At 71.1% G+C, this 25,646-nt stretch carries 22 protein-coding genes; 13 read left to right on the forward strand and 9 right to left on the reverse strand.

Going from position 1 to position 25,646, the window contains the following annotated elements; translation table 11 throughout:
* Positions 1–89: 89 nt before the first annotated feature.
* A complete protein-coding gene (locus tag CW359_RS33610; protein ID WP_105974030.1) occupies positions 90–1,688 on the reverse strand; it encodes an MFS transporter in 1,599 nt (532 codons plus the stop codon).
* 211 nt (positions 1,689–1,899) lie between these two features.
* Here CW359_RS33610 and panB point away from each other — a divergent pair, with 211 nt between their 5' ends.
* From panB to CW359_RS33625, 3 genes are all read left to right on the forward strand, one after another.
* A complete protein-coding gene (gene panB / locus CW359_RS33615; RefSeq protein WP_105973989.1) occupies positions 1,900–2,784 on the forward strand; it encodes a 3-methyl-2-oxobutanoate hydroxymethyltransferase in 885 nt (294 codons plus the stop codon).
* A gap of 218 nt (positions 2,785–3,002) precedes the next feature.
* On the forward strand, positions 3,003–4,037 hold the full coding sequence (locus CW359_RS33620; RefSeq protein WP_105973990.1) for an ATP-binding cassette domain-containing protein: 1,035 nt from the start codon (positions 3,003–3,005) through the stop codon (positions 4,035–4,037).
* On the forward strand, positions 4,034–4,888 hold the full coding sequence (locus tag CW359_RS33625) for an ABC transporter permease (RefSeq protein ID WP_198655493.1): 855 nt from the start codon (positions 4,034–4,036) through the stop codon (positions 4,886–4,888). Before CW359_RS33620 ends, CW359_RS33625 begins: the two co-directional genes overlap by 4 nt.
* A 31-nt stretch (positions 4,889–4,919) precedes the next feature.
* Here the strand turns inward: CW359_RS33625 and CW359_RS33630 are convergent, their stop codons facing one another.
* Positions 4,920–8,429, reverse strand: a complete 3,510-nt coding sequence (locus CW359_RS33630) for an AfsR/SARP family transcriptional regulator (RefSeq protein WP_105973991.1) — start codon at positions 8,427–8,429, stop codon at positions 4,920–4,922.
* A gap of 232 nt (positions 8,430–8,661) precedes the next feature.
* On the opposite strand from CW359_RS33630, the gene CW359_RS33635 reads away from it, so the two are divergent.
* The gene (locus tag CW359_RS33635; RefSeq protein ID WP_105973992.1) at positions 8,662–9,465 is read left to right on the forward strand and encodes a site-2 protease family protein; all 804 of its coding nucleotides are present in this window, start codon (positions 8,662–8,664) and stop codon (positions 9,463–9,465) included.
* Here CW359_RS33635 and CW359_RS33640 read toward each other — a convergent pair.
* From CW359_RS33640 to CW359_RS33650, 3 genes are read right to left on the reverse strand one after another with little or no spacing between them, the layout of a single operon-like run.
* Positions 9,462–9,716: a hypothetical protein gene (locus CW359_RS33640; RefSeq protein ID WP_198655494.1), complete on the reverse strand. Its 255-nt coding sequence runs from the start codon at positions 9,714–9,716 to the stop codon at positions 9,462–9,464. The two genes, CW359_RS33635 and CW359_RS33640, sit on opposite strands and share 4 nt — an antisense overlap.
* A gap of 4 nt (positions 9,717–9,720) precedes the next feature.
* Positions 9,721–10,449 (reverse strand): NADPH-dependent F420 reductase, encoded by a 729-nt coding sequence (gene npdG / locus CW359_RS33645; RefSeq protein ID WP_105973994.1) that lies wholly within the window; start codon positions 10,447–10,449, stop codon positions 9,721–9,723.
* Positions 10,450–10,486: 37 nt separating this feature from the next.
* Positions 10,487–11,563, reverse strand: a complete 1,077-nt coding sequence (locus tag CW359_RS33650) for a sialidase family protein (protein WP_105973995.1) — start codon at positions 11,561–11,563, stop codon at positions 10,487–10,489.
* Positions 11,564–11,717: 154 nt separating this feature from the next.
* On the opposite strand from CW359_RS33650, the gene CW359_RS33655 reads away from it, so the two are divergent.
* Both CW359_RS33655 and CW359_RS33660 read left to right on the forward strand, forming a co-directional pair.
* Positions 11,718–12,287 carry a hypothetical protein gene (locus CW359_RS33655; protein WP_105973996.1) on the forward strand — a complete coding sequence of 190 codons (570 nt, stop codon included), beginning with the start codon at positions 11,718–11,720 and terminating at the stop codon, positions 12,285–12,287.
* Between the two features lie 121 nt (positions 12,288–12,408).
* The gene (locus CW359_RS33660; protein WP_105973997.1) at positions 12,409–13,686 is read left to right on the forward strand and encodes an MFS transporter; all 1,278 of its coding nucleotides are present in this window, start codon (positions 12,409–12,411) and stop codon (positions 13,684–13,686) included.
* 101 nt (positions 13,687–13,787) lie between these two features.
* Here CW359_RS33660 and CW359_RS33665 read toward each other — a convergent pair whose 3' ends face one another.
* Entirely contained in the window at positions 13,788–14,015 is a 228-nt protein-coding gene (locus CW359_RS33665) for a hypothetical protein (protein WP_105973998.1), read from the reverse strand.
* A 60-nt stretch (positions 14,016–14,075) separates the two neighbouring features.
* On the opposite strand from CW359_RS33665, the gene map reads away from it, so the two are divergent.
* Entirely contained in the window at positions 14,076–14,933 is an 858-nt protein-coding gene (map, locus tag CW359_RS33670; protein WP_105973999.1) for a type I methionyl aminopeptidase, read from the forward strand.
* Between the two features lie 145 nt (positions 14,934–15,078).
* Positions 15,079–15,732: a biliverdin-producing heme oxygenase gene (locus CW359_RS33675; protein ID WP_105974000.1), complete on the forward strand. Its 654-nt coding sequence runs from the start codon at positions 15,079–15,081 to the stop codon at positions 15,730–15,732.
* A gap of 274 nt (positions 15,733–16,006) precedes the next feature.
* Here the strand turns inward: CW359_RS33675 and CW359_RS33690 are convergent, their stop codons facing one another.
* From CW359_RS33690 to CW359_RS33700, 3 genes are all read right to left on the reverse strand, one after another.
* Positions 16,007–16,651, reverse strand: coding sequence for a PhzF family phenazine biosynthesis protein (locus CW359_RS33690; protein ID WP_105974032.1), 645 nt, complete (start codon positions 16,649–16,651; stop codon positions 16,007–16,009).
* Positions 16,652–16,712: 61 nt separating this feature from the next.
* The gene (locus CW359_RS33695; RefSeq protein WP_105974002.1) at positions 16,713–18,233 is read right to left on the reverse strand and encodes an HtaA domain-containing protein; all 1,521 of its coding nucleotides are present in this window, start codon (positions 18,231–18,233) and stop codon (positions 16,713–16,715) included.
* A gap of 55 nt (positions 18,234–18,288) precedes the next feature.
* Positions 18,289–19,764, reverse strand: a complete 1,476-nt coding sequence (locus CW359_RS33700) for an HtaA domain-containing protein (RefSeq protein ID WP_105974003.1) — start codon at positions 19,762–19,764, stop codon at positions 18,289–18,291.
* A 154-nt stretch (positions 19,765–19,918) separates the two neighbouring features.
* On the opposite strand from CW359_RS33700, the gene CW359_RS33705 reads away from it, so the two are divergent.
* The 5 genes from CW359_RS33705 to efeB all read left to right on the forward strand — a co-directional run bounded on the left by CW359_RS33705 (position 19,919) and on the right by efeB (position 25,644).
* The gene (locus CW359_RS33705; RefSeq protein ID WP_198655495.1) at positions 19,919–20,965 is read left to right on the forward strand and encodes a heme/hemin ABC transporter substrate-binding protein; all 1,047 of its coding nucleotides are present in this window, start codon (positions 19,919–19,921) and stop codon (positions 20,963–20,965) included.
* Positions 20,962–22,047 (forward strand): FecCD family ABC transporter permease, encoded by a 1,086-nt coding sequence (locus CW359_RS33710; RefSeq protein ID WP_105974005.1) that lies wholly within the window; start codon positions 20,962–20,964, stop codon positions 22,045–22,047. The genes CW359_RS33705 and CW359_RS33710 overlap by 4 nt, the downstream gene beginning before the upstream one ends.
* A 133-nt stretch (positions 22,048–22,180) precedes the next feature.
* Entirely contained in the window at positions 22,181–23,005 is an 825-nt protein-coding gene (locus CW359_RS33715; protein WP_105974006.1) for a heme ABC transporter ATP-binding protein, read from the forward strand.
* Positions 23,006–23,186: 181 nt separating this feature from the next.
* Positions 23,187–24,329, forward strand: a complete 1,143-nt coding sequence (gene efeO / locus CW359_RS33720; RefSeq protein ID WP_105974007.1) for an iron uptake system protein EfeO — start codon at positions 23,187–23,189, stop codon at positions 24,327–24,329.
* Between the two features lie 28 nt (positions 24,330–24,357).
* On the forward strand, positions 24,358–25,644 hold the full coding sequence (gene efeB, locus CW359_RS33725; RefSeq protein WP_105974033.1) for an iron uptake transporter deferrochelatase/peroxidase subunit: 1,287 nt from the start codon (positions 24,358–24,360) through the stop codon (positions 25,642–25,644).
* Positions 25,645–25,646: the final 2 nt, after the last annotated feature.

The following is a 25,646-nucleotide window of genomic DNA, read 5'->3' on the forward strand; positions in this document are numbered from 1 at the left end:
TTCCTCGTCCTGCGTCCTGCGTTCTGCGTTCTGCGTTCTGCGTTCCGCGTGCCTTGTTCCGTGTACCGCCCCCCGATTCTTCCCTGTGTTCAGTGTTCGGTGGACACCAACTGTGCTTCCTGCTCGCCCTCCTGGGGCGCCGCGGGGCGGCCCGGCAGGCACAGGGCGACGACCAAGGCGCCCAGGACGGCGACGCCCGCGCCGCACAGCGCGGTGATGTGCATGGCGTGCAGGAAGGCGTCGTTGGCGGGGCCGACCAGGGCGTCGCCCCGGGGGCCGAGCTTCGCGGCGACGCCGAGGGTGGCCTCGATGGACTCGCCCGCGGTGTGCCGGACGCCGGCGGGCAGCGCGCCGAGCTTGTCCTCGATGCCGCTGCGGTAGGCCGCCGAGAGGACCGAGCCGAGTACGGCGATGCCGAGGGCGCCGCCGACCTGGCGGAAGGTGTTGCTGAGCGCGGAGGCGGAGCCGGCCTTCTCGCGGGGCAGGGCCTGCATGATGACGACGCTGGTCGGCGTCATGATGTGCGCCATGCCGGTGCCCATGAGGAAGAAGACGACCTCCAGGACCCAGATCGGCGTGTCGGCCTCGAACGAGGCGAACGCGGCGAGCGTCGCGGCGATCAGCAGCATCGCGGCGGTGGTCGTGGCCCGGTTGCCGAAGCGGTCGACGGCCAGCCGGGCGCGCGGCGCGAAGATCAGCTGGGCGGCGGCCAGCGGCAGCATCAGCAGACCGGTCTGCAGGGGCGAGTAGCCGCGCACGCTCTGGGTGTAGAAGACCGAGAAGAAGGTCACACCCATCAGCGCGAAGAAGACGAGGGCGATGACGGACATCGCGGCCGAGAAGGTCTTGTTGCGGAAGTACGTCACGTCGATCGACGGATGGTCGCTGCGCTTCTCGAACAGCACGAAGCCGACGAGTACGGCGAGACCGGCGCCGATGGTCGCCAGCACCTGCGGGTCGGTGAAGTCGGCGAGCTGGCCGCCCTTGATGATGCCGTAGACGAGGAGGACGAGCCCGACGACCGAGAGCAGGACCCCTACGGGGTCGATCCGGCCGGGCTTCGGGTCGCGGGAGTCGGGCACCAGGACCGTCATCAGCACGAGCGCGATGATCACGATCGGCACGTTGATGAGGAAGACGGACCCCCACCAGAAGTGGTCGAGGAGGATGCCTCCCGTGATCGGCCCGATGGCGATGGCGAGGCCGACGCCGCCGGCCCAGATGCCGATGGCCTTGGGCTGCTCCTCGCGCTCGAAGACGTTCATCAGGACGGCGAGGGTGGCGGGCATCACGAAGGCGGCGCCGAGGCCCATCACGGCCCGGAAGCCGATGAGTTCGGTGGGCGAGCCGGCGAAGGCGGCGAGGGCCGAGCCGAGGCCGAAGACGGTGAGGCCGCCGAGGAGCACCTTCTTGCGGCCCAGCCGGTCGCCGAGGATGCCGGCGGAGAAGAGGAGCCCCGCGAAGACGAGGGTGTAGGCGTTGATCGCCCACTCCAGCTCGCTCTGGGTGGCGCCCAGGCCGGTCGGGGCGGGGGTGGAGATGGTCTTGATGGCGACGTTGAGGATGGAGTTGTCGAGCACCACGATCAGCAGGCTGAGCATGAGCACGCCGAGGATGACCCAGCGTCGCCGGTGCACGGCCTCCGGGATTCGGGGGCCGAGGGTGGATGGGCCGGCAGAAGTCGTCATGGCCACCACCCTAGGCTCATTTCGATACGAGACCGTCTCGTATTGGAATTCCTTTACCGAGACCTTAAACATCGCGGGTCACGAGACGTTCGGCACAGGCACGGGGCCTCCGCGGGCGACCACTAGCCGATCCACGACGCGAGGTGCCACCATGGGTGGCGATCCGGGGACGCCGTCAGGGCGCCTCGAGATGATTGAAGGAGCCGTTGCCATGACTCAGCTTCAGGCTGCCCACCAGACCCCCGCCGGCGGCACCGGCGCGACGCACGCGACGAACGCGCTGTACGGGGGCAAGGGCACGCGCCGCATCACGGTCCGCGACATCGCCACCGCCAAGGAGCGCGGCGAGAAGTGGCCGATGCTCACCGCGTACGACGCGATGACCGCGTCCGTCTTCGACGAGGCCGGTATCCCGGTCATCCTGGTCGGCGACTCGGCGGGCAACTGTCACCTCGGCTACGAGTCGACCGTGCCCGTCACCCTCGACGAGATGACCATGCTCTCGGCGGCCGTCGTACGGGGCACCGGCCGCGCCCTGGTCGTCGGGGACCTGCCCTTCGGCTCCTACCAGGAGGGCCCGGTGCAGGCGCTGCGCTCGGCGACCCGGCTGGTGAAGGAGGCGGGGGTCGGGGCGGTCAAGCTGGAGGGCGGCGAGCGCTCGCACCGCCAGATCGAACTGCTGGTCGAGTCCGGTATCCCGGTGATGGCCCACATCGGCCTGACGCCGCAGTCCGTGAACTCGATGGGCTACCGCGTGCAGGGGCGCGGCGAGGAGGCCGCCCAGCAGCTGCTGCGGGACGCGAAGGCCGTGCAGGACGCGGGCGCGTTCGCCGTGGTGCTGGAGCTGGTGCCGGCCGAGCTGGCCGCCGAGGTCACGCGGATGCTCCAGATCGCGACGGTCGGCATCGGGGCGGGACCGGAGACGGACGCCCAGGTGCTGGTGTGGACGGACATGCTCGGGCTGACCGGCGGGCGGATGCCGAAGTTCGTCAAGCAGTACGCGAACCTGCGTGAGGTCATGGGGAACGCGGCGAAGGCGTTCGCCGAGGACGTGACGGGCGGGACGTTCCCGGCGGAGGAGCACTCCGTCCACTGACCCGGCGGAGCCACCTGGCCCACCTGACCCACCTGACCGGACAGGGTCACCCGACCCGACAGAGCCACTGCGGCACGGATGCAGCCCGCCGACTCCCCCATCGGCGGGCTGCGGCTCTGTGGCGCCGCGGGAGACACCTGACACGGCCCGGCCCGGACCGATGGGCGCTGTCGGTGGGCTGTCGGTGGTTTGTCGGTGGGGGCTGTCAGGTTGTGGTCATGACGCGAATCGACAATCACCCCGCCGACGGGGCCGAGCGTGCCGTTTCCGTACGGGGGCTGGTCAAGCACTACGGCGAGACCAAGGCTCTGGACGGTGTCGACCTGGACGTCCGGGAGGGCACCGTGCTCGGTGTGCTCGGGCCGAACGGCGCCGGCAAGACCACCCTCGTACGCATCCTGTCCACCCTGCTGCAGCCGACCTCGGGGCAGGCCACCGTCGCGGGATACGACGTCCTGCGCCAGCCCCGGCAGCTGCGGCGGGTCATAGGACTCACCGGGCAGTACGCCTCCGTGGACGAGAAGCTCCCGGGCTGGGAGAACCTGTACATGATCGGGCGGCTGCTCGATCTGCCCCGCAAGGACGCCCGGGCCCGGGCCGACGAGCTGCTGGAGCGGTTCTCGCTCACCGACGCCGCCAAGCGGCCCGCGAGCACCTACTCCGGCGGTATGCGGCGGCGGCTCGACCTCGCCGCCTCCATGATCGGCCGCCCTGTCGTCCTCTTCCTCGACGAGCCCACCACCGGGCTCGACCCCCGCACCCGCAACGAGGTCTGGGCCGAGGTCAAGCGCATGGTCGGCGACGGTGTGACCGTGCTGCTCACCACCCAGTACATGGAGGAGGCCGAGCAGCTCGCCTCCGAGCTGGCCGTCATCGACCGGGGGAAGGTCGTCGCGGGCGGTGCCATCGACGAGCTGAAGGCACGGGTCGGCGGCCGTACGCTGCGGATCAGGACCGCCGATCCGCTGCAGCTGCGCCCGCTCGCCCGCGACCTCGACGACCTCGGCATCACCGGCCTCGCCGGCACCGCCGTGGACACCGCGAGCGGCAGCGTGCTGGTGCCGATCCTGAGCGACGAGCAGCTCACCGCCGTGACCGGCGCGGTCATCGCGCGCGGTATCACCATCGCCTCCATCAGCACCGAACTGCCCAGCCTGGACGAGGTGTTCCTGTCCCTCACCGGCCACCGCGCCAGTGCCCCGCAGGACGCCGACAGCGCGCCCGCCGACACCCGAGAGGAGGTCGCCGTATGAGCACCGCGACCACGACCACGAGCACGGCCGTCACCGACATCCAGGCCGCTGCGGCTGACATCAAGGGCGACGGGCGTATCCCGCTGCGCGCTCATCTGCGGCACACCGGGGCCCTCGTCCGCCGCAATCTGCTCTGGATCCGGCAGGACCCCGAGTCCATGTTCGACGCGCTGCTGATGCCGATCGTCTTCACCCTGCTGTTCGTGTTCGTCTTCGGCGGCTCGATCGGACAGGCCACGGGCGGCGGGCAGGACGGCTATGTGCAGTACGTGATCCCGGGCATGATCGCGATGATGAGCATGACGCTCTCCCAGGGCGTCGGCACCGGGTTCAGCCAGGACTTCAACTCCGGTGTCATGGACCGGTTCCGGTCGCTGCCGATCGGGCGCGGTTCGGTGCTGTTCGCGAAGATCTCGGTCGAGCTGCTCCGGATGCTGTTCGCGACGACCGTACTGATGATCGTCGCCGTGCTCGTCGGCTTCGACATCAACAACTGGGTCGGGCTGTTCGCGGCCGTCGGGCTGTCCACGCTGTTCGCCTCGTCGATCATGTGGGTGTTCCTCACCCTGGGCGTGGTCCTGAAGAACGCGCAGTCCGTGCAGGCGATGGGCTTCCTGGTGCTGTTCCCGCTGCAGTTCGGTTCGTCGATCTTCGCCCCGACGCAGTCGATGCCGGGCTGGCTCCAGACGTTCACCGACTACAACCCGCTGTCCACGCTCGCGGACGCGGCGCGCGGACTCATGGTGGGCGGTCCGGTCGCGCACGACCTGTGGGTGACCATCGGCTGGTCGGTGGCGATCACCGCGGTGATGGCGCCGGTCGCGATCCACAAGTTCCGTACCAAGAGCTGACAGCACTCATACGTAGGTCCCGGTACGTGCGTCAGATCAGAGCGGTCGCCTCCGCTGGGGAGAGGCGACCGCCCTCGGCGTATCCGGCCTCGTACGCCTCGTCGCCGAGCACGTCCCTGACCGCGCGTACGGCACGGGCGCGGACCTCGCGCTCCACATGCCCGGAGACATGGCCGGGCGGCAGCAGGGCGTCGGCGGCGCCCAGGCAGCGGGCGGCCTCGCGGGCGCGGCTGCCGCCGTCGATGCCCGCGAGGGCGACGGCGCCGGTGGTCAGGAAGGTGGAGCGGAGCTGGGGGGCGATGTTGCGGGACAGCGCGTCGTCGGCCTTGGCCAGCGCCTGGGCGGCCTTGGTGAGGGCCTCCTCGTGCAGTCCGTCCATGGCGTCCAGCCAGGCCTCCAGGCCGATGATGAACGCGTCGAAGACGACGAACGAGGCGGCCCTGAACTCGCTGCGCAGCAGCACGAGTTGGTCGCGGGCCTCGGGGACGCGGTCGGTGATGCCGAGCCAGGCGGCGAGGAAGATCCGGGCGGCGGGGCGGGCCTCGTTGACCATCCCGTCCGCCTCCTCGACGACCTGGCGCAGGAGTTGCTCGCCCTCGTCGGTGCGGCCCGCCTCCAGGAACACGTTGCCGAGGCGGGCGGCGAGGATGGTCTTCTGGGCGCGGGCGCCGAGTTGGTCGGCCAGTTCCATGGCCTCGCGGAAGTCGAGGGCGGCGGGGTCGTACTCGCCCTTGCGCTCATGGGCCTCGCCGCGCGCGGAGAGGGCTTCGGCGGCGCCCCAGGCGTCGCCGTGGCGGTGGAAGATCTCCAGGGACTCGTCGGCGTCCCGGGCCGCGTCGCCCGCCCAGTCGCCCCGGTTGGCAAGGACGTTGGCGCGCATCTGCAGACAGGTGGCGAGTTCCCACTCGAAGTCGGGTGCCGCGTCCCGGCAGGTGTGTACGGCCGCGTCGACGATGTCGCGCAGCCGTTCCATGTCGCGGGTGAGCATGATGGCGTAGAACCAGAGGAGGCCGGGGAAGCGGCAGGTCTGTGGGGCGCCGGGTTCGTAGACGCGGGTGATGGCGTCCAGTTTCTGTCTGCCCTCGGGGGTCTGCCAGGCCTCCAACTCCATGTCCATGGAAGCGAGATGGATGAGGTGGACGCCGCGCCTGGCCTCTTCGAGCACGTCGTCCTGCCAGGGGGGCGGGGTGTCCGTGCAGCGCGGCCAGAGGGGCGGTGCCGGGCGGATGGGGAGGGCGAAGGGGTCGGGGCCGAGGTTCATGACCTCGCGGGACCAGTTGCGGCCGGCCAGCCGCAGGTCGCGCATCTGCCAGTACCAGGAGACCGACAGGACCAGGCAGAGCGCCTCCTGTTCCTCGCGGGTGCCGACGGCGTGCCGGAGGGCGGCGCGGATGTTCTCGCTCTCCTCCTGGAACACGTCGAGGGCGGCGCGCTGGCCGGGGCCGCGCAGCAACGGGTCGGTGGCGCGGGCGAGTTCGCGGTAGTACGTGAGGTGCGCGCGCTCGGCGCCGGGGCGGTCGCCGGATTCGTCGAGGCGTTCGCCCGCGTACTCGGCGACGGTCTCCAGGAGGCGGTAGCGCATCGCGCCGCGCTCGCCCGAAGGGGCGGCCACGACAAGGGACTTGTCGACGAGCGAGCCGAGCGCTTCGAGGGCGACGGGGCCGCAGACGGCCTCGGCGGCGGGGAGGTCGCAGCCGCCCGCGAAGACGGACAGCCGCCGCAGGACGTCCCGTTCGGACTCGTCGAGGAGGTCCCAGGACCAGTCGACGACGGCGCGGAGGGTCTGCTGGCGGGGCAGGACCGTACGGCTGCCGGAGATCAGCAGCCGGAAGCGGTCGTCGAGGCGGTCGGCGATCTGGCGCGGCGACAGCATCCGCAGCCGGGCGGCGGCCAGTTCGATGGCGAGGGGCAGTCCGTCGAGGCGGCGGCAGATCTCGGCGGCGGCCTCCGGGTCGTCCTCGACGTGGAAGCCGGGGCGGGCGGCGGCGCCCCGGTCGGTGAGCAGCCGCAGCGCGACGGGCTCGGGCAGCGGTTCGACGGGACGGACCAACTCCCCCGGTACACCCAGGGGTTCACGGCTGGTGGCGAGCACCGTGACGCCGGGGCAGCGCACCAGCAGCTCGGCGACGAGCTTCGCGGCGGCTTCGACGACGTGCTCGCAGTTGTCGAGGAGGATCAGCATCCGCCGGTTCGCGCAGTGCTCGACGAGGCGTACGAGGGGGTCGTCGTGGCGGTCGGCGGTGGCGACGCGCAGCTCCTCGGCGCCCGCGCCGCGCAGTACGGTCTCGCGCGCGCCGACAGCGGTGAGGACGGCCTCCGGTACGGCGTCCGGGTCGCCGACGGGCGCGAGTTCGGCCAGCCACACCCCGTCCCGCGCGGCCCCGCCCACGGCCTCGGCGGCCTCCTGCGACAACCGCGTCTTCCCGGCCCCGCCGGGCCCGAGCAGCGTCACGAGCCGCGCGGTGGCGAGGTCGCCCCGGATGGCGTCGATGTCGGCCTCCCGGCCGACGAAGGAGGTGAGCCGGGCACGGAGGTTGCCGGGGGGCGGGGAGGGAAGGGCGGGCCAGGGCTGCGAGGCGGGCGGGAGGTGGCCTTCGACACGGGCGGGAGCGTGGGCCGGGCGGTACGGGCCGTCCGGTACGGGGTCCTCCCCCGGCGCGTCGGGCGCGTGCGGGGCGGAGACCTCGCCGACACCGCCGCGCGAGGTGGCCCCGCCGGAGCCGGAGGAGTCGTACGGGGCCGATCCTGCGCGGTGCGGGCCGGGACCGACCGGACCCCGTGCGCCACGGCCGGCCGGGGTGTGCGTGCGCCCGGGCGTGCCGTTCGGGCTCAGCAACTCCGCGTGCAGCGACCGTAGTTCGGGGCCAGGGTCGGCGCCGAGGCGGTCTGCCAGGAGGTGGCGTACGTCCTCGTAGGCGGCCAGGGCCTGGGCGGGGCGGCCGGCGTCGCGCAGGGCGCGCAGGCGGAGGGCCTGGAGGGGCTCGTCCAGGGGGTGGCTGTCGCACAGGGCGGTCAGTTCGGGGAGGGAGAGTTCGGCCGCGCCCAGGGCCAGGGCGGCGGTGAGGCGGGCGCGGCGGGCGTCCAGGCGGCGGGTCTCCCAGCGGGCGGCCTCGGCGGTGCGGTCGGGGAGGTCGGCGAGGGCCGGGCCCTGCCAGAGGGCGAGGGCGTCGTCGAGGACGCCGGCGGCCTTGGCGGGGTCACCGTCGGCCAGCGCGCGCGTGCCCTCGTCGGCGAGCCGCCCGAAACGGTGCAGGTCGACGTCGTCCGGCGCGGCGCACAGCCGGTAGCCGCCCTCGGCCGAGGCGATCTCCCCGGGCCCGAGCGCCCGGCGCAGCCGCCCGACCAGTGCCTGGAGGGCGGCGGGGGCGTCGGCGGGCGCGTCGCCGTTCCACACCTCCTCCACCAGGACCCCCGGCGGCACGGTCCGGCCGGGCCGCAGGGCGAACACGGTCAGCAGGGCACGCAGCCGCGCCCCGCCGACCGGGACGGAGGTGCCGTCGGGACGAAGTGCCTGGGTGGTGCCGAGGATGCGGTAGCGCACGGGGCCATTGTCTCCGAGGACGTCCCGGCACCGCTTCCGGGTTTACAGGGGCATGAACCGGGAGAAGTCCAGGATCTCCGGGCTGGGCCGGGCATCGCCGGGCATCGCCGGGCATCGCCGGGAACCTCCAGGAACCTCCGGACCTCGGTGACACGTTCCCTCCAGACCACCGGTACCGTCGTTCCGCCCGTACAAGCAGCGTTTTCCGCCGAATCCCCAGGAGCCCCGCCCCATGACCACCGCCACCACCCGCAACAGCGACCGGCGGATCAGCCCGGTCTTCGTCGGGATTCTGGCCGTCACCGCGGTCACTGGCTGGGCGACCTGGACCGGGTTCGCCGAGCAGCCCGGTGTCGCCGTGTTCCTGTTCGTGACGGCCGCGTGGATCGTCTCGCTCTGTCTGCACGAGTACGCGCACGCCCGTACCGCCCTGCACAGCGGTGACATCTCGGTCGGTGAGAAGGGGTACCTCACCCTCAATCCGCTGAAGTACACGCACGCCCTGCTCAGCATCGTGCTGCCGGTGATCTTCGTGATCATGGGCGGGATCGGGCTGCCCGGTGGCGCCGTGTTCATCGAGCGGGGGCGGATCCAGGGGCGGTGGAAGCACAGTCTGATCTCCGCCGCCGGGCCGCTGACCAACGTCCTGTTCGCGGTGGTGTGCACGGCGCCGTTCTGGCTGGACGCGCTGGACGGCGTGCCCCGCGACTTCCGCTTCGCGCTCGCCTTCCTGGCCCTGCTCCAGGTGACCGCCGCGATCCTGAACTTCCTGCCGGTGCCGGGGCTGGACGGCTACGGGGTCATCGAGCCCTGGCTGTCGTACAAGATCAAGCGCCAGGTGGAGCCGTTCGCGCCGTTCGGGCTGCTGTTCGTGTTCGCGGTGCTGTGGCTGGGACCGGTCAACAGCGCGTTCTTCGACGTGATCGACTCGGTGCTGCGCAGCCTGGGGATCGACGCGTTGGACACGTACTGCGGTCAGGAGCTGTTCCGCTTCTGGCAGGGGTCGAACGACTTCTGCTCGGTCCAGGTCGGCTAGCCGGCCGCCGGCGGCCTGTCGGCCTGCTTGCCGCGGCGTACGTAGTACCAGCACATGTTCGACGACAGGCCCGCCAGCAGTACCCACACGATGCCCAGCAGATTGCCCTGCGCGAAGGACACGGCTGCGGCTGCCACCGCGAGGAGGCAGACGGCGAGGGCGTAGAGGGCGAGGCGGGGCATGGGGTGGACTCCTGTCGGGGGGGGCGCCGGTCGGGGGACACTGGCAAAGGCCCGTCCAGTGTCCCCCATCCGCTCAGATGTCGGTGACGCGCAGGCCCGCGTGGGCCTTGTAGCGGCGGTTCACCGAGATCAGGTTGGCGACCAGCGACTCGACCTGGTGGGCGTTGCGCAGCCGGCCCGAGAAGACGCCTCGCATGCCGGGGATACGGCCGGCCAGTGCCTGCACGATCTCCACGTCCGCGCGCTCCTCGCCGAGGACCATCACGTCGGTGTCGATCTCCTCGATCTCCGGGTCCTGGAGCAGTACGGCCGACAGGTGGTGGAAGGCTGCCGTGACGCGGGAGTCCGGCAGCAGGGCGGCGGCCTGCTGGGCGGCGCTGCCCTCCTCCGGCTTCAGCGCGTACGCGCCCTGCTTGTCGAAGCCGAGCGGGTTGACGCAGTCGACGACGAGCTTGCCGGCCAGTTCCTCGCGCAGGGATTCGAGGGTCTTGCCGTGGCCGTCCCAGGGCACGGCGACGATCACGATGTCGCTGCGGCGCGCGGTCTCGGCGTTGTCGGCACCCTCGACGCCATGGCCGAGTTCGTCGGCGGCGGCCTGGGCACGGTCGGCGGCACGCGACCCGATGATCACCTTCTGGCCGGCCCTGGCGAGCCGGTAGGCGAGGCCCTTGCCCTGCGGCCCGGTCCCGCCGAGCACGCCGACGACGAGCCCGGAGACGTCGGGAAGGTCCCAGGGGTCCTTGGCGGGAGCCTTCGCGGGGCTGCTCGGTGCAGGGGTCTGTGCGCTGTCGGTAGAGGTCATGGGCCGACTTTACGTCCGTGTCCGGGCGGCCATGGGGTCAGGTGAGGTGGGTCACGGGGACCCTCCGGAAGGGGATCCTCTCGTACGGGCCGAAGTCGCCGGTCTCGAAGAGGAGTCCGACCGTGTCGGCGTCGACCCGGACCAGGTCGGAGTAGGCGGCGGGCAGGCCGTTCACCGTGTCCGCCGGGCGCCAGGTGGTGCCGCCGTCGGTGGAGACGCGGATCGTCATCAGGGCGCGGGCGGCGGGGTCGGCGGGACCGGAGAAGAGGAGCAGGTCGGGGTCGCGGAGCTGGAGGACGCTGGCCTGGCAGATCGGTGCGGACAGGCCGGCCTGCGGGCGGAAGGGCTTTACGAGGGTCCGGCCGCCGTCGGTGGAGTGCGCGTCGGCGCGGTTGCCGGGCGACGGGGAGTCGTTACGGGTGTTGAAGTAGACGCGGCCGTCCGGGAGTTCGGCGGCGGTGGTCTCGTTGACGTTGATGTACCCGTTGGTGTTCTCGTCGAGGTAGCCGATGGACCAGGTCTCGCCGCGGTCGTCGCTGAGCAGGCAGTGGCCGCTGTTGTAGCGGGCCTCGTTGCCGAGGTCCGAACCGGTGGGCGGGACGGTGTGGTTGGCGGCGACGACGACCCGGCCGGTGCTCAGCTGAATGGCGTGGCCCGGTGTGGTGGCGTACCAGCGCCAGGACGGGTCCTTCACCTGGGCGGTGATCTCCACGGAGGAGGACCAGGTGAGGCCGTCGTCGTCGCTGTGCCGGACCCAGATACGGCGGCCGTCGGCGGCAGAGACGTTGCCGAGCAGGATGTCCTTCTCGGTCACCGTGCCGGAGGCGCGGACGTACACGAGGAGGATGCGGCCGGTGTCGAGGACGACGGGGGCGGGGTTGCCGGCGAGGTTGGTGCCGTTGTTGGCGGCGACGGTGAGCGGGCCCCAGGTGCGGCCACCGTCCGTGGAGCGCTTCAGCACGATGTCGATGTGCCCGTGGTCCGACGCGGAGTCGACCCGGCCCTCGCAGAAGGCGAGCACGGTACCGGCGTGGCTGACGACGACGGCCGGGATGCGGTAACTGGCGTAGCCCTCCTGGCCGGACCAGAAGGGGATGCTCGTCTCTGCGGTCATACGGCGGCTCCTCGGTGGGGCGATGAGTAGTACTGCTTACGTGAGTGCGTGGTGGGGACAGTGATTCGGGTTCTTACCCAGGTTGGGCGGAATCATGGTGAAGTGCGCGCCCCGAGTTGTCCGTTGCGGCAGGATGCGCGGTCATGGATGCCGTATGGATGCCGTGAGGGTCGCGCTGCTGCGCGAAGTGCTGGCCGGAACCGAGTGGTTGGGGGCGACTCGGCGGTTCGCGGGGGCGTTGCGGGGGTCCGTGGTGTCGTACGGAGGCGGACTGCTGCTGACGGGCACACCGGAGTACGAGCCGTGGCACCTGGCGGCGCATCTGGTGGACGAGGCGGCGTGGTCGGGTACGCCGGAGCTGGCACCGACGCTCGTACGGTCGGACGGGCTCGGGCGGATCGAGGCGGCGCGGCGGGGGGAGACGTTGCTGGTGGTGGCGCCCGAGGGGGTGGACGGGGGGCTGCTTGAGCGGGTGCTGGATGCTCGGCGGGGTGGTGTGAAGGTGCTGGTGCTGGGGGCGGGGGAGGGGGAGTTGGTGTCGCTGGCGGATGAGTGGCTGGGGGTGCCTGAGGGGGTGGAGCTGGACTTGGACACCGTGCAGCACCTGGTGAGTGCGGCGGCCGGGGAGAACACGGTGCCGGCGGTCCGGGGGCGACGGGGTTTCCGCGACCGCCTGTCCCGGCTGGCGGACGTCTTGACGGCACCGCCTCCGTCGCGCTGGTAAAAACTTTTCCCGCCCACCCACCCGTCTCGGCACCTCACCTGCCTTCGGCAGAAAGCACACGGGCTTGCGGCCGTAGAAAACCTGTTGCCCCTCCCTCCCCCACCCCACAACATGACCCCACGTGACCTCAGCGATCCGCGCCCTCCTCCCCGATCTCTCCCCTTGGCATGCCTCCCCCGACTTTCGGAAGCTCTGGCTGTCGGGGTTGATCACCAACTTCGGGAGTTTTCTGACCTTCGTCGCGTTGCCGGTGCAGATGAAGGAGCTGACCGGGTCGGCTGCCGCCGTCGGGGCGATCGGGGCCGTGGAGTTGATTCCGCTGATCGTGTTCGGGCTGTACGGCGGGGCGCTGGCCGACGCGGCGGACAAGCGGAGGCTGATCCTGTGGACGGAGGCCGGGCAGGGACTGCTGTGTGCCGTGCTGCTCGTCAACGCCCTGCTGCCCGACCCCCTCATCTGGCCGCTGTACGTCGTCGCCGCGCTCACCTCGGCCCTCGGGTCGGTGCAGCGGCCCGCGCTGGACTCGCTGATGCCGAGGATCGTCGCCCATGAGCAGCTGCCGGCCGCCGCCTCCCTCAACGCCTTCCGCTGGACGGTCGGCGGGGTCGCGGGCCCGGCGCTGGCGGGCGTGGTCGTGGCGTACGCGGGGCTCGGCTGGGCGTACGCCATCGACGTCGTGACCTTCGCCGTGTCGTTGCTGTTCGTCGTGGGGCTCGCCGCCTCCCCCGCCTCGCACGAGGCCGCGAAGCCCTCCCTCCGGTCGATCGCCGAGGGCGCCCGGTACGCCTGGAACCGCAAGGAACTCCTGGGCACCTACGCCATCGACCTGGCCGCGATGTTCCTGGCGATGCCGCTCGCGGTCCTGCCCTTCCTGGCCGACGAGCTGGACGCCGAGTGGTCTCTCGGCCTGATGTACGCGGCGATCCCGGCCGGTTCGCTGATCGTGAGCCTCACCAGCGGCTGGACGTCGCGGGTGCACCGGCACGGGCGGATGGTGGTGCTGGGGGCGGCGGGCTGGGGGCTCGCGATCGCCGCGTCCGGGACCGTGGGCAACGTATGGCTGGTCCTGCTGTTCCTCCTCGTGGCCGGCTGCTTCGACATGATCAGCGGCGTCTTCCGCAGCGCCATGTGGAACCAGACCATCCCCGACGAGCTGCGCGGCCGGCTGGCCGGCATCGAACTGCTCTCCTACTCGGTCGGCCCCCAGCTGGGCCAGGTCAGGGCAGGCGGCGTGGCCGCCCTGGGCGGGGTGCGCGCGTCGGTGTGGTCGGGGGGCCTGGCGTGTGTGGCGGGCGTGGGCGTACTGGCCCTGTGCCTGCCGGGCCTGATGCGCTACGACGTGCGTACGAACAAGCACGCGGTGCGGCTACGGGAGCAACGGGAGTCGGCACACGCCTAGGAGCAGCTCCCCAGGGGCGCGGGGCGGTATCGATCTGCGGCTCCGCCGCGGGGCGCGACCAGCGACAGCGCACCCGCAGCCGACGAACCGCTCCCAGCACCTCAGTCCTGGTCCCCGCCGCGCGCTCCCTCATGCCACTTGGGGTCGTTCTCCCACTGGAGGTTCCGTTCGCGGGCCGTCTCCATCGCGTGCTCGGCCTCCGCACGGGTGGTGTACGGCCCGAAGCGGTCCTTGCCAGGACAGTCCGGTCCCTCCTCCACCTTCTTGTGCTCCAGGCAGTAGTACCACTCCCCCGGTTTGCCGACCGTGCGCTTCTTGAACAGGGCCATGGCTCACGCTCCTTTCACCAGGTTCATCGTCCCCCACCCGCGCTCGTTAAACTCGCTGGTATGTCTGGCCAGTCGCTGCTCGTACCAGGGGAGCTCTCTCCCATCCGTTCCGTGCCGGGGAACATCCGGCGCCCCGAGTACGTCGGCAAGCCCGCGCCGACCCCGTACACCGGGGCGGAGGTGCAGACGCCCGAGACCATCGAGGCGATGCGGACCGCCGGGCGGATCGCCGCGCGGGCGATGGCGGAGGCCGCGAAGATCATCGCGCCCGGGGTGACCACCGACGAGTTGGACAAGGTCGCGCACGACTACATGGTCGACCACGGCGCCTACCCGTCCACCCTCGGCTACCGCGGCTTCCCCAAGTCGCTGTGCACGTCCGTCAACGAGGTCATCTGCCACGGCATCCCGGACTCGACGGTGCTGCGGGACGGCGACATCGTCAACCTGGACGTGACGGCGTACATCGGCGGGGTGCACGGCGACAACAACGCGACGTACCTGGTCGGGGACGTCGACGAGGAGTCGCGACTGCTGGTGGAGCGGACCCGGGAGTCCCTGGACCGGGCGATCAAGGCGGTCCGGCCGGGCCGGCAGATCAACATCATCGGGCGGGTCATCGAGTCGTACGCCAAGCGGTTCGGCTACGGCGTCGTCCGGGACTTCACCGGCCACGGCATCAACTCGTCCTTCCACTCCGGCCTGATCGTCCCGCACTACGACAGTCCGCACGCGACGACGCTCATCCAGCCCGGGATGACGTTCACGATCGAGCCGATGCTGACGCTGGGGACGCACGACTACGACATGTGGGACGACGGGTGGACGGTCGTCACCAAGGACCGCAAGCGCACGGCCCAGTTCGAGCACACGCTGGTGGTGACGGACACGGGCGCGGAGATCCTCACGCTGCCGTAGCCGCCGCCCAATCCCCTCATTTCCCGACAGACAGCCCGCCCTCCTCCACGAGGGCGGGCTGGCCTCATTTCTGGGTACGCTTTTGCCGACAGTCAGTCGGCAAAAGTATTGACTTAGGTTAGCCTTACCTCAGAGGATAGGCCGCATGGACTCCTTTTCGACAGTCATCCGCACCGCGTCTCATGAGCAGCACGTGGAGGCGGAGACCTCGACGTTCATGAGCGACATGCTCGGCGGCAGGCTCGGCGTGGACGCGTACGCGCGCTACACCGAGCAGTTGTGGTTCGTGTACGAGGCCCTGGAGGCCGGCGCGAACCAGCTCGCGTCCGACCCGGTCGCGGGCCCCTTCGTCCAGCCCGAGCTGATGCGGCTGCCCGCACTGGAGAGGGACCTCGCGCATCTGCGGGGCGCCGGCTGGCGCTCGACGCTCACCGCGCTGCCGGCGACTCGGGCGTACGCGGACCGGGTCGCCGAGTGCGCCCGGGAGTGGCCGGCGGGTTACATCGCCCACCACTACACCCGCTACCTCGGCGACCTGTCCGGTGGCCAGATCATCCGGGACCGGGCCGAGAAGACGTGGGGGTTCGCCCGCAAGGGGGATGGTGTCCGCTTCTACGTCTTCGAGGAGATCGCCAACCCGGCGGCGTTCAAGCGGGGGTATCGGGAGTTGCTGGACGGGGCGGGGGTGGCTGTGGACGAGCTGGAGCGGCAGCGGATCGTGGCTGAGTGCAAGCGGGCGTTCGCGCTGAACACGGGCGTCTTCCGCGCACTGGGCGAGGAGTTCCCCCTGTCGGCGTGAGGGCACCCCCGGGAGTTTTCGCCCCCGCCGCCCCTACCCGTCCCATCCCTGGGGGCTGCCGCCCCCAGACCCCCGCTTGTCGGCCTGGACGGCCTCGTCCTCAAACGCCGGACGGGCTGAAGAACCAAGCGCCGGCCGCCACCATCTGCAGCCCAGGCCGGCACCCCCAGCCCGTCCGGCGTTTGAGGACGAGCGCGTTCAGCGCGACAACGGGGGTTCGGGGGCGGAGCCCCCGAAGGATGGGACGGGTAGGGGCGGCGGGGGCGAAGGAAACTCAGCGTTCCAGGAACACCCTGCCCCCGACCTCCACCCACCCCATCGGCTGCGGAGCCGTCAGCAGTTGTGAACCCCTGCCCTGGGTGATGTTCAGCGCCCGGCCCAGCTCATGGGTCAGGAGCAGCGCCGCCGCCCCCGTCGCCTCGTCCTCCTCGATGCCGTCGTCGCGGCCGGGGAAGGCGCGGGCCCGGACGCGGCCCGCCGCCTCGTCCTCCCAGGCCCACGCGTATATCCACTCCCCGGGCGGCGGCACCGGCAGCGCGTCCACCTCCGCCGCCGAGCCGTAGCGGCGCAGCGTCCGCGCCGGTACCCACTCCGCCCGGGCCTCGATCCAGCTGAACTCCCCGTCCAGCCGCGCCCCGACCAGCCCGGCGGGCGTGACCAGTTCGGGCACGTCGAGCAGCCAGGCCGTACCGACGCAGGGGTGACCGGCGAACGGCAGGCGCAGGGTCGGGGTGTAGATGTCGATGACCCCGCGCTCGGGGTCGTCGACGAACACCGTCTCGCTGAAGCCGAGTTTCGCCGCGAACGCCTGCCGTTCGTCCCGCTCCGGTATGTGGGAGCCCTCACGGATCACGCCCAGCTCGTTGCCGTATCCCCCGTTGGGCGAGCAGAAGACGCGGAGTACGTCGTAATCAGTCACGCCCGCATCAAACACCCAGGTGGCGGCAGTCACCAACTACGCGTCCCCGTACGTCCCTTGCCTACGCCTCCGTACGACGGCGCCGTACCGCGAGCACCACGCCCGCGCCCGCCACCACGGCCACCCCGGCGGCCGTGCCCAGCGCGCCCACCGGAACGCCCGCGCCGGTGGCCGCGAGGCCCCCGGTGGTGCCGCCGGTCGTGCCCCCGGTCGTCGAGCCGGTGGTACCGGCGCCGCCCGTCGTGCCGGAGGAACCCGACGACGAGCCGCCCGTGGAGTCCGAGCCGCCGTCGCCGCCCGGGAGTTCGGCGCCCTCGGCGACCGCTACCGTCAGGTCGACCGGGTCGAGTTCCGTACCGGCGGGGTAGAAGTCGCCGAAGGCCTTCGCGCCCGCCGCCGTGATCTTCGCGGTCACGTCGGACAGGGTGATGACATCGTTCACAGCCGTCAGGTCGGTCGCGTCCGTCGTCAGGTCCGCCAGGACCACGTCCTCGGACTTCTCGCCGAGGCTCACCACGTCGGCGGTGAGTTCGCCGGCGCCGTTGTCGATCGTCGCCTTGAGGTCGCTGAGGGTGAGGTCGAGGCCGTACGTGCCGTTCTCCTCGTGGCCCTTGAAGTTCACGGCGCCCGCGAAGCCGGCGGTGAGGGTCTCGGCGTCGGTGTCGTACTCGCCCGTGCCGTCGACGAACGTGAACACGCCGTTGCCGGACGCCTGGGTCGCGCCTCCTGACGTGGTGATCGCGCCCTTGGCCACGCCGTCCACCACGTATGTACGGAAGGACTGCTTCACACCCCAGTCGAGCGTGCCGTCGGTGATGTCACCGCTGACCGGGGTCTCCGTCTCGGTGTCCGACGGTGAGGCCGACGGGGACGCGGACTCCGAGGCGCCCTGCGACGGCGACGGGGACGCGGAGGTCGAGTCCGATACCGAGGGGCTCGGTGACGTGCTCGACGACAGTGACGGTGACGGCGAGGTGCTCGTGCTGTCGGACGGCGCCGGGGTCGTGGGCACCGTCACCTTCTTCGCGACCGTCAGCGGGTCGCCCGCCGCGCCGCTGTAGCTCGGGCTGCCGAGGACGGTCGCCGCCTCCGCCGTGAGCTTGGTCGTCATCGCGGTCATCGACTGGGTGACCGTGACGTCGGCGAGCGGGACGTCGTCCTGGGTGGTGCCGCTCTTGGTGACGTCGGCGGTGATCTTCGCCGCCTTGCTGTCGAACTTGACGTCGGACAGGGTGAGTTCGAAGCCGTGCGCCGTGGAGGCGATCTTCAGGCTGCCCTTGAAGCCGAGGTCCACGGTGTGGGCGGTGTCGTCGTACGTCCCCGCGCCCTCCGTGAAGGTGAACGCACCGTTGTTCGCGGCCTGCGAGGCGCCGTCCGCCGGGGTGAAGGTGCCGGCCGCCATGCCGGTCACGTAGGTGCGGTACGACTCCTTGATGCCCCAGGTCAACTCGTAGCCGCTGAGCGGGACTTCGGCGGCCGAGGCGTTGGAGGCGACCGTCGCGGCGAGCGCGGTGGCGCCGAGGGCGACCGCGGTGGCCACGGCGGCGGCGAGGGTGAGGGGGCGTCTTGAGGTGGCGGACATGGTGGTGGTTCTCCTAGGTGGACGGTCCGCCGACCGGCGGACGGGGTAAGGGAGTTCAGGCCGCTGTCGGCCCCTCGGGCGCGTCGGCGGCGGTGGCCGTGCGGGCCCTGCGCCTGCGGGTGACGACCGCGAAGGCCGCGGCTGCCAGCAGCAGGGCGCCGACCGCGAGGCCGATGGGCAGGAGCGGTGCGCCGTCATCGGAGCCGGAGTCGGAACCGGAGTCGGTGTCGCTCGCGGCGTTCTCCGTGTCCGGTGCGGCGGACGCGGCCGTCGCCTCCGGGGTGGCGGACGTCTCCGTCCCGGTGCCCGCGCTGCCCAGGTCGGGCAGGGCGGGAAGTTCGGCGTTGTCGGTGAGGGTGACGGCGAGCGAGACGGGGTCCATCTCCGTGCCCGCCCGGTACATCCCGCCGAAGGCCTTCGCGCCCTGCTCGGTGAGCTTGGCGGGCGCCTCGGTCAGCGCCACCAGGCCGTTCTTGGTGGTCGGCCTGGCTGCGGCGAAAGTGATCAGCGACACGTCGGTGCCCTTGAAGTCGGGGCTCGTGACGTCGGCGTAGAGCGTGCCCGTGCCGTTCGCGGCGACCGTCGTGCGCAGTCCGCTCAGGGCCAGGTCCAGGCCGTTCTCGCCGGTGAAGCGGACCGCGCCGGTGAAGGTCGCGGCCAGCTTGCCGTCCTTGTACGTGCCCTTGCCGCTCGGGAAGCGGAAGAGCGCGCCGCCGTCCTGGGCACCGGCGGACAGCGTCCACTTGCCCTTGGCGATGTCACCGGTGACGTACTCGCGGAAGGTGCGGCGCACGCCCCAGTCGACGGCGCCGTCCTTGATCGCGCCCGAAGTCGCCTTCGGGGCCGTCGACTTGGAGGGGGACGCGGAGGGTGCCTTGGTCGTGGGAGTCGCCGTCGACTGCCTGGTGGCCGCCGCCCGGACGTCCGCCGAGAGGCTCACCGGGTCGAGCGCGGCGCCCGCCGTGTAGTAACCGGCGAAGGACCTGGCGCCCTCGGCGGTGAGGCTGGCGGGGAGGTTGTCGAGGCTGACCGCGTTGCCGCCGCCCCGCATGTCGATGCCACCCAGCGAGAGGGCGGCGAAGGGCACCTGCGAGGACGTGGTGACCGCCCCGGTGTCCTTCTCCTTGCTCGTGACGTCGACGTAGAGGGTGCCGGAGCCGCCGGAGATCCGGACGGTCGGGCGGCTGATGGTCAGGTCCAACTGGTAGGTCCCGTCGGCCTTCTTGTGGCCGACGAAGTGGACACCGCCCGAGAAACCGGCCCGGAAGGCGCCCGTGTCGCCGTCGTACGTACCGGTCGCCGAGTGGAAGCGGAACTGGCTGCCGCCGACCGTGGCCGCGCCGCCCGTGAGGGAGAAACTCCCCTTGGCTATCGGGCCGGTGACGTAGCTCTGGAACGACGATTTGATGCCCCAGTCGAGCCTGCCGCCCTGCACGGTACGACTCGCGGCGTGGGCGGCGGTGGCCGGGAGCAGGGCTCCCAGGACGGCCGCGCACAACACGGTCACCAGGGCGCGAAGGTGCGCGGGCATGAGTTGTCCTCCGGAATCCGACGGTCTTCGACTGCCAGTAGCGAGCGAAGGTAAGGCTAACCTAAGCTTTGGCCAGCGGGAACGTAAGAGGGCCGAGAAAATCCAAGACAGTCCAAGAGAAACGGATGCGACCGTGGGACGCTTGCGCACGCGAATGGCGGGAGCGCTGCTTCTCGCGCTCGCCGTCACGGCGACCGGCTGTGCCGGTTCAGGGGGCGCGGGACAGGGCGCCGGGCAGGACACTCCGGAGGGCACGGCGAAGGCCGCCGCGAATGCCGTCGCCGCGGATCGCCTGGAACCCCTCGCGGACCCCGCCGAACCCCGACTGCCCGTCACCGTACGGTCGTCCGACGGGACCGAGGTGACCGTCGAGGCCGCCGACCGGATCGTGCCCCTGTCCGGCAGCCTCAGCGAGATCGTGTTCACGCTCGGGCTCGGCGACCGGGTCGTCGCCCGGGACATCACTGCCACCTTCGCCCAGGCGGAGGACCTGCCGATCGTCACCCGCAACCACGACGTCTCCGCCGAGAGCGTCCTCTCCCTGAAGCCCGATCTGGTCATCGCCGAGACGACCACCGGACCCGAGGAGGCGATCGGCCAGATCCGCGACGCCGGTGTCCCGGTCCTCGTCATCGACCCGGCGAAGGACCTCGGCGATGTCGGCCCGCGCATCCAGGCGGTCGCCGACGCGCTCGGCGTACCGGCCGCGGGCAAGGAGCTGACGAAGCGCTCCGAGGACCGGATCGCCGCCGTACGCAAGGGAATTCCGAAGTCCGCGGCGGGGAGCGAGCAGCCGCGCGTCGCCTTCCTCTATCTGCGCGGGTCCGCCTCCGTCTATCTCATCGGCGGCAAGGACTCCGGCGCGACCTCGCTCCTGGAGGCCGCCGGGGCGATCGACGCGGGTGCGGAGTCAGGCCTGGAGAAGGACTTCACGGCGATCACGACCGAGGCGTTGGCACAGGCCGCGCCGGACGCGATCCTCGTCATGACCAAGGGACTTGAGTCCGTCGGTGGTATCGACGGCATGGTCAAGATCCCCGGGGTCGCGCAGACCCCGGCCGGGATGGAGCGACGGGTCGTTTCGATCGAGGACGGGGTGCTCCTCAACTACGGGCCGCGCACGGATCAGGTGCTCAAGTCGATCGTCGAGCAGTTGTACAAGGACGACAAGGACAGCAAGGACGGCGGGGACAGTCAATGACCCTGATGGACAAGGTGGTTGAGGCCACCGAGGAGGCCTCGCCCGCGCGCCGGGTGCGTGGCGGCGGCTGGCTGCTGACCGTCGGGCTGGTCGTCGCGCTGCTCGTCCTCGTCCCGGTCGCCGCCGGGCTCGGGGCGTATCCGATCCCCACGGGCGATGTGTTGGGCTCGGTGCTGCACAAAGTCGGCCTGGGCGGCGCCGAGTTGGAGCGTGTCCCCGAGTCCGTCCTGTGGAACGTGCGCTTCCCGCGCATCGTGCTCGCGCTGCTCGTCGGGGCCTCGCTGGGCTGTGCGGGAGCGCTGATGCAGGGCATGTTCAGCAATCCGCTGGCCGAGCCGAGCGTCATCGGTGTCTCGGCGGGTGCGGCGGTCGGTGCGGTGGGGGCGATCTCGCTGGGCCTCAACTTCCTCGGCACGGTGACGATTCCGGCGGTCGCGTTCGTCACGGGGCTCGCGACCGTTCTGCTCGTGTACTCGATGTCGCGGGCCGGTGGGCGTACGGAGGTCGTGACGCTGATCCTCACCGGTATCGCCGTGAACGCGTTCGCGGGGGCGCTGATCGGGCTGTTCCTGTTCTTCGCGGACACGGCCGCGGTGAACCAGATCACGTTCTGGCAGCTCGGGTCGCTCGCGCAGGCGACGTGGTCGAAGGTGCTGGCTGTGCTGCCGTTCGCGGTGGTGGGGCTGGTGGTCGCTCCCCTCTACTCCCGGCGGCTCGACCTGCTGTCGCTCGGGGAGCGGCCCGCTCGGCATCTGGGGGTGGATGTGGAGCGGTTGCGGGTGGTGCTGATTCTGGTGATCGCGTTGCTCACCGCCGCGGCGGTGGGGGTGTCGGGGATCATCGGGTTCGTGGGGCTGGTGATTCCGCATCTGCTGCGGATGGCCGCGGGGCCTGGACATCGGTTCCTGGTTCCGGGCAGTGCGTTGGCGGGGGCGGTGGTTCTTCTTGCCGCGGATCTGGTGGCTCGGACGATTGCCGCGCCTGCGGAGTTGCCGCTGGGTGTGTTGACGGCGCTGCTCGGTAGTCCGTTCTTCTTCTGGTTGCTTCGGCGGACTCGGCGGCGGCAAGGGGGGTGGGCTTGAGGGGTGGTGTTTGGCTGCGGGTCCGTGGGGGCTTGTCGCGCCCACGCGGCGGAGCCGCAAATCGATACAGCCCCGCGCCCCTGGGTGGGTCCCCGTTTCCCCCTTTTCCAACTTCACCTCTAGGAAACTTGCCGTGAAACTCCTCCGCTCCCGTCCTACTCCCCCTCCCCCGTCCGAACCCGGCGACGTTCTCGCCGAAGCCTCGGGGCTGCATGTTCGACTTGGCGGGCGGGAGGTGCTGCAGGGAGTCGATGTCTTCGCCCGGGCCGGGGAGGTGTTGGCTCTGGTTGGGCCCAACGGGGCCGGGAAATCAACCCTGTTGGGTGCGCTCGCCGCCGATCTTCCGGCTGCCGCAGGGGTCGTACGGATTCATGGTCGGGCCGCCGACGAGTGGCCGGCGGCCGAACTGGCGTTGCGGCGGGCCGTGTTGCCGCAGGCCGCCTCGCTCGCCTTTCCGTTCGGTGTCGATGAGGTCGTGCGGATGGGGCGGGCGCCCTGGGCCGGTACGGAGGGCGAGGACGAGGACGATGTCGCCGTCGCGGAGGCCATGGGGGCCGCCGAGGTGGCCGGGTTCGCCGGGCGGCCGTTCTCCGCGTTGAGCGGGGGCGAGCGGGCGCGGGTCGCGCTGGCGCGGGTGCTCGCCCAGCGGGCGCCGCTGCTGCTGCTCGACGAGCCGACGGCCGCGCTGGACCTGCGCCACCAGGAGCTGGTGCTGCGGGTGTGCCGGGAGCGGGCGCGGGCCGGGGACGCGGTCGTCGTCGTACTGCACGATCTGGGACTCGCGGCGGCGTACGCGCACCGGGTGGCGATTCTGAGCGGCGGGCGGGTGGTGGCCGACGGGGCACCCGAGGCGGTCTTCGAGGAGCGGCTGCTGTCGGACGTGTACCGGCAGCCCATCGAGGTGTTTCCGCATCCGCGCACCGGCGCTGTCCTGATCTCGCCGGTCCGGGATTCTTGACCTGTGAGTTGCCTGTGGATAGCCCTTGCTTTAGCGGGCCTTTGCGTACCTTTTAGGACTTCGTGATCGCAGTGTTCCCAAATAGCTCTGATGAGAGGTGAATCACTCATTCAACTGGTATCGGTGAGGTGAGCCTTATATAAGTTAGGCCTACCTCACCAAGTACTTTCAGGAGCCCCCTATGCGTGCCGTCAGACTCTCCGTCGTCACCGCAGCCGCCACCGCGGCGGCACTGGCCGCAGTCACCGGCTGCACGGAGAAGGGCAGCTCCGGGAGCGGCGGTGAACGGGTCATCAGCGTCACCGCGACGGACGACAAGTGCGAGGTGTCGAAGAAGGAGTTCCCGGCCGGGCACGTCGAGCTGGACATCGAGAACAAGGGCTCGAAGGTCACCGAGGTCTACGTCCTCTTCCCGGACGACCGGATCGTCACCGAGCGCGAGAACATCGGCCCCGGGACCAAGCAGAAGGTCACCGCCGAGGTGAAGGCGGGCGACTACACGATCGCCTGCAAGCCCGGCATGAAGGGCGACGGCATCCGCCAGGCCGTCAAGGCCACCGGCGGCCAGGTCGCCAAGCGCGACCCGCGCCTCGACGCGGCCGTCGCCGCCTACCGCAAGTACGCGCAGGAGCAGGCCGACGCCACCGTGCCGCTCGCCGAGGTGTTCGCCACCGCGATCAAGGACGGCGACCTGGAGGCCGCGAAGAAGGCCTACGCGCCCTCCCGCATCGGCTGGGAGCGCACCGAGCCGGTCGCCGAGTCCTTCGGGGACATCGACCCCAAGGTCGACACCCGCGCCGACGGCCTGGAGCCCGGCCAGAAGTGGACCGGCTGGCACCGGCTGGAGAAGTCCCTCTGGCAGGACAAGAAGATCACCGCCGAGGACAAGACCCTCGCCACCCAGCTGATCACCGATCTGACCGACTGGCAGAAGCGGGTCGGCAAGGCCGAGATCACCCCGACCTCCATGGCCAACGGCGCCAAGGAACTCCTCGACGAGGTCGCCACCGGCAAGATCACCGGCGAGGAGGACCGCTACTCGCACACCGACCTCGTCGACTTCAAGGCCAACGTCGAGGGCGCCCAGGACGCCTACGAGCTGCTGAAGCCGGTCGCGAAGGAGAACGACGCGGCCCTGACGACCGAGCTGGACAAGCAGTTCGCCGCCCTGGACACGCTGCTGGACAAGTACCGCGCGGACAAGAACTCCTACGACTTCACCTCCTACGACAAGGTCACCGCAGCCCAGCGCAAGGAGCTCTCGGACGCGGTGAACGCGCTCGCCGAGCCGCTGTCCAAGCTCGCCGCCGCCGTCGTGAAGTAGCCGAAGAAGCGACAAGGGGCCCATGGACATGGCTGACGACGAGAAGACAGAGACACCGCAGGCCTCCTCCGCCGCCGGTACCTCGCGGCGCGCGCTGATCGGCTGGGGCGGGGCCGGGCTCGCGCTCGGGGCCGCCGCGGTCGGCGGTGCCGTCGCGGCGACCCGGGACGGTGACAACGTGCAGACGGTCGCCGCCGAGGCCGGCGGCGCGATCGCCTTCCACGGCGGGCACCAGGCCGGGATCGCCACCCCGGTGCAGGACCGGCTGCACTTCGCCGCGTTCGACGTGGAGACCGACGACCGCGCCGAGTTCGTCCAGATGCTCAAGGACTGGACCGCGGCGGCCCGGCGGATGACCGCCGGACAGACCGTCGGCGAGGGCGCGTACGGCGGGCTCGCCGTGGCCCCGCCCGACGACACCGGCGAGGCGCTCGGGCTGAAGCCGTCGCGGCTGACGCTGACGGTCGGGTTCGGACCCGGACTGTTCGACAGGTTCGGGCTCGCCGGGCGGCGGCCCGCCGCGCTCGTCGACCTGCCGCAGTTCCCCGGCGACAACCTCGACAAGAACCGCAGCGGCGGCGATGTGTGCGTCCAGGCCTGCTCGGACGATCCGCAGGTCGCCGTCCACGCGATCCGCAACCTCGCCCGGATCGGCTTCGGCAAGGTCTCGGTCCGCTGGTCGCAGCTCGGCTTCGGCAAGACCTCCTCCACCACCCCCGAGGCACAGACCCCGCGCAACCTGCTCGGCTTCAAGGACGGCACCCGCAACATCGCGGGAACCGAGACGGCCCGGCTGAAGAAGTTCGTGTGGGTCGACGGCTCCGACACCGACACCAACTCGGCCTGGCTGGAAGGGGGTTCGTATCTCGTCGCCCGGCGCATCCGGATGCACATCGAGCCCTGGGACCGGACCTCGCTGCAGGAGCAGGAGGACATCATCGGGCGTGACAAGGGCGAAGGGGCGCCGGTCGGCAAGGCCAAGGAGCGCGACGAGCCGTTCCTGAAGGCCATGCTGCCCGACGCGCACGTCCGGCTCGCCCACCCCGACTCCAACCACGGGGCCACCCTGCTGCGCCGGGGCTACTCCTTCACCGACGGCACGGACGGGCTCGGCCGGCTGGAGGCGGGCCTGTTCTTCCTCGCCTACCAGCGCGACGTCCGCAAGGGCTTCATCCAGGTGCAGGGCAACCTCGCGCGCACCGACGCCCTCAACGAGTACATCCAGCACGTGGGTTCGGCCGTCTTCGCGATCCCTCCGGGCGTCCGCGACAAGGACGACTGGTGGGGCAGCACCCTGTTCGATGAGGAGGCGTAGGC

Origin of the sequence: Streptomyces geranii (assembly GCF_002954775.1) — a bacterium.
Classification (GTDB): domain Bacteria; phylum Actinomycetota; class Actinomycetes; order Streptomycetales; family Streptomycetaceae; genus Streptomyces; species Streptomyces geranii.

Bases quoted from the DNA above. Each gene is read 5' to 3' on its own strand.
- CW359_RS33610 (WP_105974030.1), bottom strand. From the start codon at position 1,688: ATGACGACTTCTGCCGGCCCATCCACCCTCGGCCCCCGAATCCCGGAG.
- panB (WP_105973989.1), top strand. From the start codon at position 1,900: ATGACTCAGCTTCAGGCTGCCCACCAGACCCCCGCCGGCGGCACCGGC.
- CW359_RS33620 (WP_105973990.1), top strand. From the start codon at position 3,003: ATGACGCGAATCGACAATCACCCCGCCGACGGGGCCGAGCGTGCCGTT.
- CW359_RS33625 (WP_198655493.1), top strand. From the start codon at position 4,034: ATGAGCACCGCGACCACGACCACGAGCACGGCCGTCACCGACATCCAG.
- CW359_RS33635 (WP_105973992.1), top strand. From the start codon at position 8,662: ATGACCACCGCCACCACCCGCAACAGCGACCGGCGGATCAGCCCGGTC.
- CW359_RS33640 (WP_198655494.1), bottom strand. From the start codon at position 9,716: ATGGGGGACACTGGACGGGCCTTTGCCAGTGTCCCCCGACCGGCGCCC.
- npdG (WP_105973994.1), bottom strand. From the start codon at position 10,449: ATGACCTCTACCGACAGCGCACAGACCCCTGCACCGAGCAGCCCCGCG.
- CW359_RS33650 (WP_105973995.1), bottom strand. From the start codon at position 11,563: ATGACCGCAGAGACGAGCATCCCCTTCTGGTCCGGCCAGGAGGGCTAC.
- CW359_RS33655 (WP_105973996.1), top strand. From the start codon at position 11,718: ATGGATGCCGTGAGGGTCGCGCTGCTGCGCGAAGTGCTGGCCGGAACC.
- CW359_RS33665 (WP_105973998.1), bottom strand. From the start codon at position 14,015: ATGGCCCTGTTCAAGAAGCGCACGGTCGGCAAACCGGGGGAGTGGTAC.
- map (WP_105973999.1), top strand. From the start codon at position 14,076: ATGTCTGGCCAGTCGCTGCTCGTACCAGGGGAGCTCTCTCCCATCCGT.
- CW359_RS33675 (WP_105974000.1), top strand. From the start codon at position 15,079: ATGGACTCCTTTTCGACAGTCATCCGCACCGCGTCTCATGAGCAGCAC.
- CW359_RS33695 (WP_105974002.1), bottom strand. From the start codon at position 18,233: ATGTCCGCCACCTCAAGACGCCCCCTCACCCTCGCCGCCGCCGTGGCC.
- CW359_RS33700 (WP_105974003.1), bottom strand. From the start codon at position 19,764: ATGCCCGCGCACCTTCGCGCCCTGGTGACCGTGTTGTGCGCGGCCGTC.
- CW359_RS33705 (WP_198655495.1), top strand. From the start codon at position 19,919: ATGGCGGGAGCGCTGCTTCTCGCGCTCGCCGTCACGGCGACCGGCTGT.
- CW359_RS33710 (WP_105974005.1), top strand. From the start codon at position 20,962: ATGACCCTGATGGACAAGGTGGTTGAGGCCACCGAGGAGGCCTCGCCC.
- efeO (WP_105974007.1), top strand. From the start codon at position 23,187: ATGCGTGCCGTCAGACTCTCCGTCGTCACCGCAGCCGCCACCGCGGCG.
- efeB (WP_105974033.1), top strand. From the start codon at position 24,358: ATGGCTGACGACGAGAAGACAGAGACACCGCAGGCCTCCTCCGCCGCC.